This window comes from Streptomyces sp. NPDC004051 (assembly GCF_053604275.1).
The window spans coordinates 29,268-44,258 of the sequence record NZ_JBSGHG010000020.1; the positions used below are offsets into that span (position 1 = coordinate 29,268).

Genomic DNA, 14,991 nt, shown 5'->3' on the forward strand with positions numbered 1-14,991 from the left:
CGTGCACACACATTCTCGGCGGCGCGAAGCCAACATAACCGCACAGCAACAACCATTGACAAGTGTCCGATCTGTTTCTCTACTGTGAACGCTCACAGAAGCATGGCTGGTCTTCGCATCGGGCGGAGGCCCCAGGTCAGGGGAGAGATCCATGCCGTACACGAAGCGCCGTCGCCTCGTGAGTTCCGCCGTCGCCGTCACGCTCGGCGCCTCCGCACTCGCCGCCTGTGGCTCGTCCGACGACGGCGAGGCCCGGTCGGGTCCGGTCTCACTGACGTACTGGACCTGGGCCCCCGGCATGGACAAGGTCGTGGACCTGTGGAACGAGGGGCCGGGCAAGAAGGAGCAGATCACCGTCACGGTGAAGAAGCAGGCGTCCGGCGACACGCTGGTCACCAAGATCCTCACCGCGCACAAGGCCGGCAAGGCGCCCGACCTGGTGCAGGCCGAGTACCAGGCGCTGCCCACCCTGGTCAGCCATGACGCGCTCGCCGACATCGGCGACACGGTGGGCGACGCGAAGAGCAGGTTCGCCGAGGGCGTCTGGCAGCAGACCACGCTGGGCACGGACGCCGTCTACGCGGTCCCGCAGGACATCGGGCCGATGATGTTCTACTACCGCGAGGACCTGTTCGAGGAGTACGGCCTCACCGTCCCGGCCACCTGGGACGAGTTCGCGAAGACCGCGCGCAAGCTGAAGAAGGCGGCGCCCGACAAGGACCTGACCACCTTCTCCGCCGGCGACTCCGGACTGTTCGCGGGCCTCGCCCAGCAGGCCGGCGCCCGGTGGTGGACGACCTCCGGTGACAAGTGGAAGGTCGGCATCGACGACGAGGCGACGAGGAAGGTCGCCGAGTTCTGGGGCGGCCTGGTCGCGGAGGGCGCCGTCGACAACCAGCCGATGTACACCCCGGCCTGGAACAAGGCGCTCAACACCGGCAAGCAGATAGCGTGGGTGAGCGCCGTGTGGGCGCCGGGCACCCTGACCACGGCGGCCCCCGACACCAAGGGCAAGTGGGCCATGGCCCCGCTCCCCCAGTGGGACGAGGGCGAGAGCAGCACCGGCAGCTGGGGCGGCTCCTCCACCGCCGTGACCACGGACTCGAAGAACAAGGACGCCGCCGCGAAGTTCGCCGCCTGGCTGAACACCGACGGCGATGCGCTCAACGCGCTGGCGAAGGAGAGCGGCATCTACCCGGCCTCCACCTCGGCCCAGCTCAGCGGCGCCTTCAGCAGCCCGCCCGAGTACTTCTCCAACCAGCCCGACTTCTACGACAAGGCCGCCGAGATCGCGAAGACCACCGCGCCCTCCGCCTGGGGACCGAACGTCAACGTCGCCTACACGACGTTCAAGGACGCCTTCGGTGCCGCCGCGAAGAACAAGTCGGACTTCACCGCCGCCCTGGACACCGTGCAGGCGGACACGGTCGCCGACCTGAAGAAGCAGGGCTTCGGGGTCGCGGAGTGAGGTCCCCGGTCCACCGGACGTCGTCCGGGGCCAAGAGGGCCCCGTACGCACACCCGTCTCCCACCGCCACCCTCGAACGAGCGCGAAGCGCCCCCTACTTCTTCCTCGTCCCCGCGATCCTCCTGTTCCTCCTGTTCTTCGCACTGCCCATCGGGTACGCCCTCTGGCTCAGCTTCCGCAAGGTGCGGGTCTCGGGTCTAGGGCTGGGGGCGGGCGCCCGTGAGGAGGTCTGGGCCGGTCTGGAGAACTACACCGGCGCCCTGTCCGACAGCGAACTGCTCGGCGGCGCGCTGCGCGTGCTCGGTTACGGCTGCATCGTGGTACCGGTCATGCTGGGCCTGGCGCTGCTGTTCGCGCTGATGCTCGACTCCGAGAAGGTGCGGCTCGCTCCCTTCACCCGGCTCGCGATCTTCCTGCCGTACGCCGTCCCCGGTGTGGTGGCGGCCCTGTTGTGGGGCTTCCTCTACCTGCCGGACGTGAGCCCCTTCCACTTCGTGCTCGACCGGCTCGGTCTGCCGCAGCCGGACCTGCTGGACGGCGGCCCGCTGTATCTGGCGCTGTCGAACATCGCGGTCTGGGGCGGCACCGGCTTCAACATGATCGTCGTCTACACCGCGCTGCGGGCGATCCCCGCCGAGGTGTACGAGGCGGCGAAGCTGGACGGCGCCGGCCCGCTGCAGATCGCGCTGCGGATCAAGATCCCGATGGTGGCGCCCTCGCTGGTGCTGACCTTCTTCTTCTCGATCATCGCGACGCTCCAGGTGTTCAACGAACCGACCACCCTCAAGCCGCTCACCAACTCCGTGTCCACCACCTGGAGTCCGCTGATGAAGGTGTACCAGGACGCCTTCGGCAACGGCGACCTGCACGCGGCGGCCGCCCAGGCGACCATCATCGCGCTCGCCACCCTGGTGCTGTCCTTCGGCTTCCTGAGGGCCGGGAACCGGCGCACCGGGCAGGGGGCCGCGCGATGAGCTCCCCCGCCCTGCCCGAGCCTGCGGCCGGCACCACCGCCCACGGTCCGGCACGCCGCCGCCGGACCGCGCTGATCCCGACCGTGACCCTGCTGCTGGGCGCGCTGTACTGCCTGCTGCCGGTCGTCTGGGTGGTCGTCGCGTCCACCAAGTCGGGCTCGGAACTGTTCTCCACCTTCACGTTCCGGCCCGGCACCGGCTTCGCGGAGAACCTCTCCGACCTCGGCGCCTACCGCGGCGGCGTCTACTGGCAGTGGATGGGCAACTCCGCCCTGTACGCCGGTCTGGGCGCACTGCTGTCGACGTGTGTGTCGGCGGTCAGCGGCTACGCGCTGGCGGTCTACCGCTTCCGGGGCCGCGAGGCGCTGTTCCACGTGCTGCTCGCGGGTGTGCTGATGCCTCCGGTGATCCTCGCCGTCCCCCAGTACCTGCTGCTGGCGCAGGCGGATCTCACCGACTCCTACCTGTCCGTGCTGCTGCCGCAGATCCTCTCCCCCTACGGGGTCTACCTCGCGCGGATCTACGCCGCGGCCGCGGTGCCGGCGGACGTGGTGGAGGCCGGGCGGATGGACGGCGCGGGCGAGTGGCGCATCTTCACCCGGGTGGCGCTGCCGATGATGGCGCCCGGTCTGGTGACGGTCTTCCTGTTCCAGTCCGTGGCGGTCTGGAACAACTTCCTGTTGCCGTACATCATGCTCAGCGACGACGAGAAGTTCCCGATCACCCTCGGTCTGTACACGCTCCTCGAACAGGGCGCCAACACCCCCGCGCTGTACACCCTGGTGATCACGGGTGCGTTCCTCGCGGTCTTCCCGCTGATCGCGCTCTTCCTGGTCATCCAGCGGTTCTGGAGCCTGGACCTGCTCTCCGGGGCCGTAAAGTCATGACCATGAGCAACACGGGGGGCAGGCGCAAGCCGCCGACGATCCACGACGTGGCGCGCGAGGCCGGTGTCTCGCGCGGCACCGTCTCGCGGGTGCTCAACGGCGGCCACTACGTCAGCCCCGCCGCGGCCCGGGCGGTCGACGCCGCGATCCGCAAGACGGGTTACGTCGTCAACCGGCACGCCCGCTCACTGATCACCGGCCGCTCCGACTCGGTGGGCTTCCTGCTCACCGAGCCCCAGGAGAGGTTCTTCGAGGACCCCAACTTCAACGTCCTGCTGCGGGGTTGTACGCAGGCGCTGGCCGCGCACGACATTCCGCTGCTGCTGATGATCGCCGGGACGCGGGACGAACGGCGGCGCATCGTGCGGTACATCACCGCGGGACACGTGGACGGGGTGCTGCTGGTCTCCAGTCACTCGGGCGATCCGGTGGCCGAGGAGCTGCGGGCGGCGGGCGTGCCGCTGGTCGCGTGCGGCAAACCGATCGGGCTGGGCTCCAAGGTGAGTTACGTGGCCGCGGACGACCGGGACGGCGCCCGCGACATGGTGCGTCATCTGCTGGACCTGGGCCGGCGCAGGGTGGGCACGGTGACGGGACCGCTCGACACCCCGGGCGGGGTGGAGCGCCTCGCCGGGTACCGGGAGGTGCTCGCCGAGGCCGGTCTCGAGGCCGACGAGCGGCTCGTCGTCTCCGGCGACTACAGCAGGGCCAGCGGTGAGGCGGGCGCGGAGCGGCTGCTGGCCCGCGCGCCGGACATGGACGCCGTGTTCGTCGCCTCCGACCTGATGGCGCAGGGGGTGCTGACGGCGCTGCACCGCGCGGGGCGCCGGGTACCGGAGGACGTGGCGGTCGGGGGCTTCGACGACTCCCCGGCCGCCGTCGCCGCCAGCCCCGGCCTCACCACGATCCGCCAGCCCTGGGACCGCATCAGCGCCGAGATGGTGCGGGTCCTGCTGGCACGGATCGGCGGCGAGGACCCGGCCACGGTGATCCTCCCGACGGAACTGGTGAAGCGCGGGTCGACGTAGTGCCGGTCCCGGCCACCGACGGGAACGCACAGGTTCGTTGAAAAACCAACAAGTGCTACCGTTCACCCATGGCAGCTGAGGCGGTGGACTCGCGGCTCGAGGAGCGGTGGCGGGAGATCCTGTCGGTGCACGCGCGCACCCTCGGCGAGATCGACCGCGCGCTGCATCCGTACGGCCTGGGGGCCTCCGACTTCGAGGTGCTCGACCTCCTGACGTCCTCCCCGCCCGCGGAGGGCGAGCAGTGCAGGGTGCAGAACCTGGCCGGGCGGATCCACCTCAGCCAGAGCGCGCTGTCCCGTCTCATCGCCCGGCTGGAGAGGGACGGCCTGGTCGCCCGGAGCGTCTGCGCGGAGGACCGGCGGGGCGTGTACGTGACGCTCACCCAGAAGGGCCGCGCCCTGCATGCCGAGGTACTGCCCCTGCAGCGCGCGGCCCTCGCCCGCGCGCTGGGCCGATGACCTCCTAAGGACGGGCCAGCAGGGTGCGGACCCCCTCGGAGGTCAGCGTGAGGCGGTGTTCGGAGCTGCCGTCGATGGTGAGGGACAGCTCGTCGGCCGGCCACTGCGCGGCCAGGGCGCCGAGCGGTACCAGACGGTAGCGGGAGACGAACGGGAGCAGTCCCGACATCTCCAGTTCCGAGGTGAACACGGGCACCACCTGGATGCCGTCCGGCTGTTCCATCACCGGCAGCGCGACGGCGCCGGGGTCGGCGGCCGCCTCGTCGCCCGTGTCGTCGGGCACGGGGATCAGTACGTCACTGTTGGCGAGGGCGTCCAGAGCCGCCGTGTCCTCGGTGTTCTCCGAGAGAGCGTCCAGAGCCCGCTGGGCGGGCGTGGGTCCGTTGTTCTCGTGCGCGGGTGTCTCCATGGCTGTTTCCCTCGTAGCGGTGGTCGTACGGACCGCCCCGGACCGGATCGGTGATCGGAACAAGATCCGCTCCGGGCACGGTCCTGCACGCGTACCCGATCGCACGGAACGCAACCCTGCCGGAAGAACACCCCCCGAGAGGCCGGAAGGACACCCCCTGAGACCCCCTTGACCCGCATGGTTATCATATGAGCGCCGCCTAGCTCGAAAGATAATCCTGTGACTGTCAACGAAGACTCGTTCACCAACTGGAAGCACCGCGAGGAAATCGCGGAGTCGATGATCCCGATCATCGGGAAGCTGCACCGCGAGCGGGACGTCACCGTCCTGCTGCACAGCCGCTCCTTGGTGAACAAGTCGGTGGTCTCCATCCTCAAGACCCACCGCTTCGCCCGCCAGATCGCCGGCCAGGAACTCTCCGTCACCGAGACGCTGCCGTTCCTCCAGGCCCTCACCACGCTCGACCTCGGTCCGTCCCAGATCGACCTCGGCCTGCTCGCCGCGACCTACCGGAGCGACGACCGGGGACTGTCGGTGGCGGAGTTCACCGCCGAGGCCGTGGCAGGCGCCACCGGCGCCAACAAGATCGACCGCCGTGAGCCGCGCGACGTCGTCCTCTACGGTTTCGGCCGCATCGGCCGGCTCCTCGCCCGCCTGCTCATCGAGAAGTCGGGCTCGGGCAACGGCCTCAGGCTCCGTGCCGTCGTGGTCCGCCGGGGCGGTGAACAGGACATCGTCAAGCGGGCCTCGCTGCTGCGCCGCGACTCGGTGCACGGCCAGTTCCAGGGCACGATCACCGTCGACGAGGCGGCCGGCACGATCGTCGCCAACGGCAACACGATCAAGATGATCTACGCCGACGACCCGGCGCAGGTGGACTACACGGCGTACGGCATCAAGAACGCCATCCTCATCGACAACACCGGCAAGTGGCGCGACCGCGAGGGCCTCTCGCAGCACCTGCGCCCCGGTATCGACAAGGTCGTACTGACCGCCCCCGGCAAGGGCGACGTGCCCAACATCGTGCACGGCGTCAACCACGACACCCTCAAGCCGGACGAGCAGATCCTGTCCTGCGCTTCCTGCACCACCAACGCGATCGTCCCGCCGCTGAAGGCGATGGCGGACGAGTACGGCGTGCTGCGCGGCCACGTGGAGACCGTCCACTCGTTCACCAACGACCAGAACCTGCTGGACAACTACCACAAGTCCGAGCGCCGGGGCCGCTCCGCGCCGATGAACATGGTGATCACCGAGACCGGTGCCGCCTCCGCCGTCGCCAAGGCGCTGCCCGACCTCGAGGCGACGATCACCGGCAGCTCGATCCGGGTCCCCGTGCCGGACGTGTCCATCGCGATCCTCAACCTCCAGCTGGGCCGCGCGACCAGCCGCGCCGAGGTCCTCGACCACCTCCGCGACGTGTCGCTCACCTCGCCGCTGAAGCGTCAGATCGACTTCACCAGCGCCCCCGACGCGGTCTCCAGCGACTTCATCGGCTCGCGGCACGCCTCGATCGTCGACGCCGGCGCCCTCAAGGTCGAGGGCGACAACGCGATCCTCTACCTCTGGTACGACAACGAGTTCGGCTACTCCTGCCAGGTCGTCCGGGTCGTCCAGTACGTCTCCGGCGTGGAGTACCCGACCTTCCCGGCACCGGCTCCCTGACGGACGCTCTGACGGACTGACGGACGGACAGGGCGGGGCGGGACCGGCAAGCGGTCCGGCCCCGCCCCCGCCGGCGTTTGCCCTGCTCGGGCCCCCTGCGCCGGACCGACGGACGCAGAACGTGACCCAGAGAGCCGGATCGGTAACGATCGTCTCGTACCGGTTGCCCGGCTCGATAAAGTTCCTAGTCTGCGGGCATGTCCCTCTTCAGCAGTCGTACCGCCAAACGTCCCCGAATCGTCCCCGCCCTCGACGACGCCGACCTCGCGCGCGTCCTCAAGCAGGTGAACAAGCGCGGTGGGAGCGTCAAGCAGGCGGAGGTGACACTCGTCGCCACGCTTCTCAAGGAGACCGGGAGCGACTGGGACCGACGCGGCCACCGTGTCTCCGTACTGGCCGACTCGACGGTCGAGTCGGGGTCGGATCTGGCGTCCGCCTGGCTGGCCAAGGAGCCGGAGAACCCCGACGCTCTGATGTTCCACTCCAGGACCGGCCTGGCCCGCGGCCTGCGGGACAGGCATCTGGAGGACGCGGGGCAGCTGGTGGACCAGTGCCATCGGGCCGCGGAGCTGAATCCGGCGGATCCGCTGCCCTGGGTGACCCTGCTCGGCATGGCCCGGATCGAGCGGTACGCGCAGAGCGAGGTCAACGCCATCTGGCGGGAGGCCACCGCACGCGACCGCTGGCACCGTGAGGCGTACCTGCAGATGCTCGCCCATCTGTCGCCGGAGGAAGGCGGTTCGAGTGCGGCCGTCCTCGACTTCATCGACGTGGTGCGCGCCCGGATACCGGCCAACGCGCCGTGCGCCGCGATCGAGGTGACCGCGGCCGTGCGGCAGTACCAGGGACTGGTGGCGCAGGGCGGTGTCCGGGCCATGACGGCAGGTCAGCTGTGGGAGGGCGGACAGATCGCGGCCTCACTGGAGCAGGCCGCCTCCCTCTGGGCCAAGCCCGGCTTCTTCCAGCACGCGGCGGCCCAGGCCGATCTGAACGTGCTGGCGTACGCGCTGTGCGCGGCCGGCCGGGCCGCCGACGCGTACCCGGTGTTCCAGGCGCTTCAGGGCACGGTGACCCCGTGGCCGTGGAACGACGACGGGCCGGCGGTCCAGCGGTTCGAACAGCACCAGGCCAAGGCGGAGCGGGGGCGGCAGGGCGGCATCGGAGGAGCCTGACGCCTCCGCTCCACGCCCCTCCTCAGTCCTGTCGCCGGTCCAGGATCGCCGCGACGGCGTCGTGCAGCGCCGTCGCGGCGTCCGGGGCCGCCCCTTCGGAGCGCCACGCCACGAACCCGTCGGGGCGGACCAGGACCGCGCCGTCCTCGGTGACGCCGTGGGCCTGCGCCCAGTCCACGTCGGCGTCCGGCGTCAGGTCCGCGGCCGGACCGCTGCCGATCCGGTACGAGTCGAGCGGCACCGACAGGCGCTTCGCCACCTGCTCCGCGGCGGCGTGCCAGGCGCCGTCCTCGGAGCTGAGCAGCACCAGTGACCGCTCGTAGAGGTCGATGGTGGAGACGCGGGCGCCGGCGCGGTCCAGCCACAGGTGGGGGGCCCGGCTGCCGGGCTCCCCCGTCAGCTGCAGACCGTCGGGGACGACCGGCGCCGTCGGGTCGCCGCCGAGGACCGCGCCCCGCGGATAGCGGTAGCCCAGCGCCACGTTGAGGATTCCGCCCTTCGGGCCCTTGCCGCCGGCGCCCGCCGCGGGCGTGTAGCCGGGGTGGCTGTGCTCGGCCGAGCGGTTCGAGGCGCGGGCGCTGGTCGCCTCCGCGACCGGACGGCGCTCGGCGTCGTAGGAGTCCAGCAGTCCGGGCCCCGCCCAGCCGCCGAGGACCGCGGCCAGTTTCCAGGCCAGGTTGTGCGCGTCCTGGATGCCGGTGTTGGAGCCGAACGCCCCGGTGGGCGACATCTCGTGGGCCGAGTCACCGGCGAGGAACACCCGGCCGTCGGCGTAGCGTTCGGCGACCCGTTCGGCGGCGTGCCAGGCGGCCCGGCCGGTGATCTTGACGTCGAGGTCGGGGGCTCCGATCGCCCGCCGGATGTGGGCGACGCACCGCTCGTCGGTGAACTCCTCGAAGGTTTCGCCGTGTTCGGGGTGCCAGGGGGCGTGGAACACCCAGTTCTCGGCGTTGTCGACCGGGAGCAGCGCCCCGTCGGCCTCCGGGCCGGTGAGGTAGCAGAGGATGAACCGCCGGTCGCCGACGATGGCCGCGAGGTCGCGGGAGGAGAAGGTGACGCTCACGTTGTGGAACAGGTCGCCCGGTCCGTTCTGCCCGATGCCGAGCCGCTCCCGGACAGGGCTGCGCGGGCCGTCCGCGGCGACCAGGTAGTCCGCCCGGACGGTGGTGTGCTCGCCGGTCTCCCGGCTCTTGACCCGCGCCGTCACACCGTCGCCGTCCTGCTCGAACGACATCATCTCGGTCGCGAAGCGCAGGTCGCCGCCGAGTTCGCGGGCGCGCGCCAGGAGCACCGGTTCGAGGTCGTTCTGGCTGCACTGGCACCACCCGCCGGGGCTGAACCGGGCCAGCCCGCCGCCGGGGTCGATCTCCTTGAAGAGCCACTCGCCGTCCCCCTCCACCAGGCTCGGCGTCTGCATGATCCCGTGGTTGTCCGCGAGGACCGACGCGACCTCCCTGATCTGCTGCTCGACTCCGGCCACCCGGTACAGCTCCATGGTGCGCAGGTTGTTCCCGCGCCCGCGCGGGTGGATCGACGTGCCCGGGTGACGTTCGACGAGCGTGTGCGGCACTCCCAGACGTCCCAGGAACACGGACATGGACAGGCCCACCAGGGAGCCGCCGACGATCAGGACGGGCGTGCGGTGGCCGATCTCGTCGGCCGTTTCCGAACGGTTCATTGAACTGCCTCCAGCGTCGCCCGCGACGGGCGGTGGGAAAGGACGCCGGATCCATGCCCGGTACGGGCCGTCCCGCGTCCTGGCGGCACCCGGTTGACGCGGGGTTCACCCACCTGCCCCGTGGCGCTCGCGCGGATCACCGGGCGCGTCGACGATCGATGCAGGGCGACCCCGGACCTTCGGATGCGGCGGCCGTTCCCGACCTCCAGTCAAGAACCTTCCGTGAAGAATGAGGAGAGGTGCGCCGGATGACCACCACGGGACGCACGACGGACCGCACGACGGGACCTATGGCGGGACGCATACCGCAGTCGGCGTTCGACGGCTCCAGGCTGCGGGTGATCCTGATGCTCGATCTGTACGACGGGGCCCAGGAGCAGTTCCTCGACGCGTACGAGCACATGAGCAGCATGATCGCGTCCGTCCCCGGTCACATCAGTGACCAGCTCTGCCAGTCCATCGAGAACCCCTCGCAGTGGCTCATCACCAGCGAGTGGGAGAGCGCCCCGCCCTTCCTCGCCTGGGTGAACAGCGAGGAGCACATCGAGACCGTCCGCCCGCTGCACAGTTGCGTGCGCGACACCCGGTCGATGCGCTACAGCGTCCTGCGCGAGATGCGGGACGGCCGGCCGCTCACCGGGCAGGCCGCCGCGGACCTCCAGGCGCAGGCCCGCGTGGGCGAGGGTGTGGCCCGGCACGCCCTCACCTTCACCGTCAAGCCGGGCACCGAGTCCAAGGTGGCGAAGCACCTGGCCGGGTACGCGTCCCCCGAAGCCGCGCTGGACGACAGCACGCGACTGCGCCGCACCTCCGTGTTCATGCACGGCAACCGCGTGGTGCGGACCGTCGAGGTGGAGGGCGACCTGGCCACGGCGCTGCGTCACGTGGCCGAGCAGCCCGAGGCACGGGCGGTCGAAGAGGCCGTCAACCCCCATCTGGAGTACGCCCGCAATCTCGGTGACCCCGGCTCCGCGCGGGTGTTCTCCACCAGGGCCGCGCTCCCCGCCGTGCACCACGTCGACAGGAACGGGCCCCGGCCCGCGGGGCTGCGGCGGCACGCACTGTACTACCCGGCCGTCGAGGGCCGCGGGGAGGAACTGGCCCGGTTCCTCTCCCGACAGGACGAGGCCGCGGCCGACGAGCCGGACGGACCGGTGTACTCGAGCACCGTCTTCCAGCGCGACGAGGTCGTGGTCCGTCTGATCGACGCCACCGGCGACCTCGACCTCGACCCCCTCGCGGCGCTCGGCATCAAGGGCGCGGGGAAAGCGGCGGAGCTGGAGCGGCTCCTGGACGGCGCCGCGGTCGGCGTCGAGGGCCCGCTGGACTCGGAGCGCAACATCAACCGGCTGCTGTCGCACGCCGACATGCTGGCCGTCGCCGACCGCAGCGCGGCGGACTCCTGACGGCACACCGTGGGGACGTCCGCGGCCCGCGCGTCCGGACGTTCCCGCCACACCCGGAGGTACCAACCATGTCCAAACAGCATCCACGCATCGTGGACCTGAGCGAGACGGAACCCAACCGACGGCGCGGGGGCGATCTCAGAACCCTGCTCACCCCGGCCACGGTCGGTTCCACCAGCGGCTTCATGGGGCTGGCCGTCATCCAGCCCGGCGAGCGCATCGGCGAGCACTACCACCCGTACTCCGAGGAGTTCGTCTACGTCGTCAGCGGCGCCCTCGAAGTCGACCTGGACGGGGAGCCGTTCGCGCTCCGGGCCGATCAGGGGCTGATGATCCCGATCGACATGCGGCACCGCTTCCGCAACGTCTCCGACGCCGAGGCCCGCATGGTGTTCCACCTGGGTCCGCTCGCCCCGCACCCGAGTCTCGGTCACGTCGACACCGAGGAGAACGCCGGTTCCCTGGCCGGTCCCCAGCTGACCGTGGGCGGGCCGGGTGCGTCCGGTCCGGGACAGGGGCGGCCGGCCGATCGCAGTGAGGCCATCACATGACCCGGCGAGTGGCCGTCACCGGTATCGGTGTGGTCGCTCCCGGCGGCACCGGAGCGACGGCGTTCTGGGATCTGCTCGCCGCCGGCCGCACCGCGACCCGCGGCATCACCCTGTTCGATCCGAGCGGTCTTCGCTCCCGAATAGCAGCCGAGTGCGACTTCGACCCGTTCGCCCACGGCCTCGACCCTGATCTGTGCCAGCACGCCGACCGGTACATCCAGTTCGCCGCGGTGGCCGCCGACGAGGCGGTCCGCGACTCCGGGCTCGACGCCGCCACCGGCGACCCCTGGCGCACCGCGGTGTCGCTGGGCAGCGCGGTCGGCGGCACCACCCGGCTGGAGCATGACTACGTGCAGGTCAGCGAGCACGGCAAGCGCTGGGACGTGGACCATCGGCAGGCCGACCCGAACCTGCACATGGCGTTCCAGCCGAGCACCCTCGCCTCGGTCGTAGCCGAGCGGTTCGACGCGCGGGGCCCGGTGCAGACCGTCTCCACCGGTTGCACCTCCGGCCTCGACGCGGTCGGTTACGGCTTCCACACCATCGCCGAGGGCCGGGCCGACGTCTGCATCGCCGGGGCGTCGGACTCCCCGATCTCGCCGATCACGATGGCCTGCTTCGACGCCATCAAGGCGACCTCGCCGAACAACGACGACCCGGAGCACGCCTCCCGGCCGTTCGACGCCCGCCGCGACGGCTTCGTGATGGGCGAGGGCGCGGCGGTCCTCGTCCTCGAGGAGTACGAGCACGCCCGGGCCCGCGGCGCGGAGATCCACTGCGAGATCGGCGGGTACGCCACGTACGGCAACGCCTACCACATGACCGGTCTGACCACCGAGGGTCTGGAGATGGCGCGGGCCATCGACGGCACGCTCGACCAGGCCCGTCTCGACCCCACACTGATCGACTACGTCAACGCGCACGGTTCCGGTACCCGGCAGAACGACCGGCACGAGACGGCCGCGGTGAAGCGGTCCCTCGGCGCCCACGCCCACGAGACGCCCATGAGCTCCATCAAGTCGATGGTGGGGCACTCGCTCGGCGCGATCGGCGCGATCGAAGTGGTCGCCTGTGTGCTCGCCCTGAAACACCAGGTCGTACCGCCGACGGCGAACTACGAGACCCCCGACCCCGAGTGCGACCTGGACTACGTGCCGCGCACCGCCCGTCCGCGGAGGCTGAGGAACGTGCTCTCCGTCGGCAGCGGATTCGGCGGTTTCCAGTCCGCGGTGCTGCTGACCGAACCGGGTGGGAGGATCCGATGAGCACTCAGCGCACTCAGCGCCCCCGCCGCGCGGCCGTCACCGGCATCGGGGTGATCGCGCCGAACGGGCTGCGGACCGACGCCTACTGGAAGTCCGTCAGCGAGGGCATCAGCGTGCTGGACCGGATCACCCGCGAGGGCTGCGGGCACCTGCCGCTGCGGGTGGCGGGCGAGGTCCGGGCCTTCGACGCGACGGACCTCATCGAGGACCGTTTCCTGGTCCAGACCGACCGGTTCAGCCACTTCGCGATGGCGGCGGCCGCCCTCGCCCTCGACGACGCCGGGCTCGGCAGCGGGGACCCCGCGGAGCCGTTCTCCATCGGCGTGGTCACCGCGGCCGGTTCCGGCGGCGGCGAGTTCGGGCAGCGGGAACTGCAGAAACTCTGGGGGCAGGGCCCGCGGTTCGTCGGTCCTTACCAGTCCATCGCCTGGTTCTACGCCGCGAGCACCGGCCAGATCTCCATCCGCGGCGGCTTCAAGGGCCCGTGCGGGGTGGTGGCGAGCGACGAGGCCGGCGGGCTCGACTCCCTCGCGCACGCCGCCGGGGCGGTCCGGCGCGGCACCGACACGATGATCGTCGGCGCCGCGGAGGCACCCCTCGCCCCCTACTCGATGGTCTGCCAGCTCGGCTATCCCGAGCTCAGCACCGCCGAGGACCCGGACCTGGCCTACCGTCCGTTCACCCCGCACGCCTGCGGGTTCGTACCCGCCGAGGGCGGCGCCCTGCTCGTCGTCGAGGACGAGGAGCGTGCCCGCGGACGCGGGGCGCCGGTGCGGGCCACCGTGGCCGGCCACGCCGCCACCTTCACCGGCGCCTCCCGCTGGGAGGAGTCCCGGGAGGGGCTGGCCCGCGCGATCCGCGGCGCCCTCGACGAGGCGGGCGCGGCCCCGGAGGAGATCGACGTGGTGTTCGCCGACGCCATGGGCGTCCCGGAGGCGGACCGCGCCGAGGCGCTGGCGATCGCCGACGCGCTCGGCACGCACGGCACACGGGTGCCCGTCACGGCGCCCAAGACCGGTTTCGGCCGGGCACACTGCGCGGCGCCCGTGCTGGACACGGTGGCCGCGGTGCTCGCCATGGAACACGGCCAGGTGCCCCCCACGCCCAACGTGTCCGACATCTGCCACGACCTCGACCTGGTGATGTCACGTGCTCGGCCCGCCGAGCTGCGCACGGCCCTCGTTCTCAGCAGGGGACTGATGGGCTCCAACGCGGCGCTGGTCGTGCGCCGCGGTGGCGAATCCGCCCGGTAGCGCCGGGCGGGGAAGGAGCAGACAACCCATGATCACCACCGAAGTGACCTTCGACGAACTGGCCGCCCTGATGAAGAAGGCGGCCGGCATCACCGTCGACCCCGAGGACCTCAGGCAGGCCGCGGAGTCCCCCTTCGACTCCTTCGGACTCGACTCGCTCGGCCTGCTCGGCATCGTGGGCGAGCTGGAGAACCGGTACAGCGGTTCGTTTCCCCCCGACTCGGAGCGCTGCAGGACGCCCCGGGAGTTCCTCGACCTCGTCAACAGCACCCTCAAGGCTGGAGCCTGAAGTGACAGGACACACCGAGAACAGCATCACCGTCGACGCTCCCTTCGACCTCGTCTGGGAGATGACCAACGACCTCGAGAACTGGCCGCAGCTGTTCAGCGAGTACGCGTCCGTCGAGGTGCTCTCCCGTGAGGGGAACACCACGACGTTCCGGCTGACCATGCACCCGGACGACAACGGGAAGGTGTGGAGCTGGGTCTCCGAGCGCACCCCCGACCGCGCCGCCCGGACCGTGCGCGCCCGTCGCGTCGAAACGGGGCCCTTCGCCCACATGGACATCCTGTGGGAGTACGAGGAGCTCCCGGACGGTGTCCGGATGCGCTGGACCCAGGACTTCGCGATGAAGCCCGACGCCCCGGTCGACGACGACTGGATGACGGACAACATCAACCGCAACTCGCGCACGCAGATGGCGCTCATCCGGGACCGGATCGAGCAGGCCGCCCGCGACCGCAAGGGCGCGTCCGTCACGTCCGGCTGACCGCCGG

15 protein-coding genes are annotated in these 14,991 nt (G+C 70.9%); 13 read left to right on the forward strand and 2 right to left on the reverse strand.

Annotation, left to right across the window (positions count from 1 at the left end; translation table 11 throughout):
• Positions 1–151 precede the first annotated feature (151 nt).
• The 5 genes from ACWEQO_RS20895 (at position 152) to ACWEQO_RS20915 (ending at position 4,815) form a co-directional block, all read left to right on the forward strand.
• On the forward strand, positions 152–1,468 hold the full coding sequence (locus tag ACWEQO_RS20895) for an ABC transporter substrate-binding protein (protein WP_361457694.1): 1,317 nt from the start codon (positions 152–154) through the stop codon (positions 1,466–1,468).
• Positions 1,465–2,442, forward strand: coding sequence for a carbohydrate ABC transporter permease (locus tag ACWEQO_RS20900; RefSeq protein WP_452984779.1), 978 nt, complete (start codon positions 1,465–1,467; stop codon positions 2,440–2,442). Before ACWEQO_RS20895 ends, ACWEQO_RS20900 begins: the two co-directional genes overlap by 4 nt.
• Positions 2,439–3,329, forward strand: coding sequence for a carbohydrate ABC transporter permease (locus ACWEQO_RS20905; protein WP_452984780.1), 891 nt, complete (start codon positions 2,439–2,441; stop codon positions 3,327–3,329). Before ACWEQO_RS20900 ends, ACWEQO_RS20905 begins: the two co-directional genes overlap by 4 nt.
• Positions 3,326–4,357, forward strand: a complete 1,032-nt coding sequence (locus ACWEQO_RS20910) for a LacI family DNA-binding transcriptional regulator (RefSeq protein ID WP_452984781.1) — start codon at positions 3,326–3,328, stop codon at positions 4,355–4,357. Before ACWEQO_RS20905 ends, ACWEQO_RS20910 begins: the two co-directional genes overlap by 4 nt.
• A gap of 68 nt (positions 4,358–4,425) precedes the next feature.
• The gene (locus ACWEQO_RS20915) at positions 4,426–4,815 is read left to right on the forward strand and encodes a MarR family winged helix-turn-helix transcriptional regulator (RefSeq protein WP_452984782.1); all 390 of its coding nucleotides are present in this window, start codon (positions 4,426–4,428) and stop codon (positions 4,813–4,815) included.
• 4 nt (positions 4,816–4,819) lie between these two features.
• Here the strand turns inward: ACWEQO_RS20915 and ACWEQO_RS20920 are convergent, their stop codons facing one another.
• Positions 4,820–5,224 carry an SseB family protein gene (locus ACWEQO_RS20920; RefSeq protein ID WP_361457706.1) on the reverse strand — a complete coding sequence of 135 codons (405 nt, stop codon included), beginning with the start codon at positions 5,222–5,224 and terminating at the stop codon, positions 4,820–4,822.
• A 219-nt stretch (positions 5,225–5,443) separates the two neighbouring features.
• Between ACWEQO_RS20920 and ACWEQO_RS20925 the strand changes: the two genes are divergently transcribed.
• Positions 5,444–6,889 carry a glyceraldehyde-3-phosphate dehydrogenase gene (locus tag ACWEQO_RS20925; protein WP_361457709.1) on the forward strand — a complete coding sequence of 482 codons (1,446 nt, stop codon included), beginning with the start codon at positions 5,444–5,446 and terminating at the stop codon, positions 6,887–6,889.
• A gap of 197 nt (positions 6,890–7,086) precedes the next feature.
• Positions 7,087–8,061: a hypothetical protein gene (locus ACWEQO_RS20930; RefSeq protein ID WP_361457712.1), complete on the forward strand. Its 975-nt coding sequence runs from the start codon at positions 7,087–7,089 to the stop codon at positions 8,059–8,061.
• 22 nt (positions 8,062–8,083) lie between these two features.
• On the opposite strand, the gene ACWEQO_RS20935 is transcribed toward ACWEQO_RS20930, so the two are convergent.
• Complete coding sequence (locus ACWEQO_RS20935) at positions 8,084–9,739, reverse strand: FAD-dependent oxidoreductase (RefSeq protein WP_361457715.1); 1,656 nt, start codon at positions 9,737–9,739, stop codon at positions 8,084–8,086.
• A 248-nt stretch (positions 9,740–9,987) separates the two neighbouring features.
• Between ACWEQO_RS20935 and ACWEQO_RS20940 the strand changes: the two genes are divergently transcribed.
• From ACWEQO_RS20940 to ACWEQO_RS20965, 6 genes are all read left to right on the forward strand, one after another.
• Entirely contained in the window at positions 9,988–11,145 is a 1,158-nt protein-coding gene (locus tag ACWEQO_RS20940) for a SchA/CurD-like domain-containing protein (protein WP_452984783.1), read from the forward strand.
• A gap of 68 nt (positions 11,146–11,213) precedes the next feature.
• On the forward strand, positions 11,214–11,696 hold the full coding sequence (locus tag ACWEQO_RS20945) for a cupin domain-containing protein (protein ID WP_361457718.1): 483 nt from the start codon (positions 11,214–11,216) through the stop codon (positions 11,694–11,696).
• A complete protein-coding gene (locus tag ACWEQO_RS20950; RefSeq protein WP_452984784.1) occupies positions 11,693–12,961 on the forward strand; it encodes a beta-ketoacyl-[acyl-carrier-protein] synthase family protein in 1,269 nt (422 codons plus the stop codon). The genes ACWEQO_RS20945 and ACWEQO_RS20950 overlap by 4 nt, the downstream gene beginning before the upstream one ends.
• On the forward strand, positions 12,958–14,214 hold the full coding sequence (locus ACWEQO_RS20955) for a ketosynthase chain-length factor (RefSeq protein WP_452984785.1): 1,257 nt from the start codon (positions 12,958–12,960) through the stop codon (positions 14,212–14,214). Before ACWEQO_RS20950 ends, ACWEQO_RS20955 begins: the two co-directional genes overlap by 4 nt.
• 28 nt (positions 14,215–14,242) lie before the next feature.
• Entirely contained in the window at positions 14,243–14,503 is a 261-nt protein-coding gene (locus tag ACWEQO_RS20960) for an acyl carrier protein (RefSeq protein WP_452984786.1), read from the forward strand.
• A gap of 1 nt (position 14,504) precedes the next feature.
• Complete coding sequence (locus ACWEQO_RS20965) at positions 14,505–14,984, forward strand: SRPBCC family protein (RefSeq protein WP_361457730.1); 480 nt, start codon at positions 14,505–14,507, stop codon at positions 14,982–14,984.
• Positions 14,985–14,991: the final 7 nt, after the last annotated feature.

Coding starts and splice junctions, on each gene's coding strand:
- ACWEQO_RS20950 (WP_452984784.1), top strand. CDS start 11,693: ATGACCCGGCGAGTGGCCGTCACCGGTATCGGTGTGGTCGCTCCCGGC.
- ACWEQO_RS20955 (WP_452984785.1), top strand. CDS start 12,958: ATGAGCACTCAGCGCACTCAGCGCCCCCGCCGCGCGGCCGTCACCGGC.
- ACWEQO_RS20920 (WP_361457706.1), bottom strand. CDS start 5,224: ATGGAGACACCCGCGCACGAGAACAACGGACCCACGCCCGCCCAGCGG.
- ACWEQO_RS20945 (WP_361457718.1), top strand. CDS start 11,214: ATGTCCAAACAGCATCCACGCATCGTGGACCTGAGCGAGACGGAACCC.
- ACWEQO_RS20910 (WP_452984781.1), top strand. CDS start 3,326: ATGACCATGAGCAACACGGGGGGCAGGCGCAAGCCGCCGACGATCCAC.
- ACWEQO_RS20915 (WP_452984782.1), top strand. CDS start 4,426: ATGGCAGCTGAGGCGGTGGACTCGCGGCTCGAGGAGCGGTGGCGGGAG.
- ACWEQO_RS20935 (WP_361457715.1), bottom strand. CDS start 9,739: ATGAACCGTTCGGAAACGGCCGACGAGATCGGCCACCGCACGCCCGTC.
- ACWEQO_RS20940 (WP_452984783.1), top strand. CDS start 9,988: ATGACCACCACGGGACGCACGACGGACCGCACGACGGGACCTATGGCG.
- ACWEQO_RS20960 (WP_452984786.1), top strand. CDS start 14,243: ATGATCACCACCGAAGTGACCTTCGACGAACTGGCCGCCCTGATGAAG.
- ACWEQO_RS20895 (WP_361457694.1), top strand. CDS start 152: ATGCCGTACACGAAGCGCCGTCGCCTCGTGAGTTCCGCCGTCGCCGTC.
- ACWEQO_RS20930 (WP_361457712.1), top strand. CDS start 7,087: ATGTCCCTCTTCAGCAGTCGTACCGCCAAACGTCCCCGAATCGTCCCC.
- ACWEQO_RS20905 (WP_452984780.1), top strand. CDS start 2,439: ATGAGCTCCCCCGCCCTGCCCGAGCCTGCGGCCGGCACCACCGCCCAC.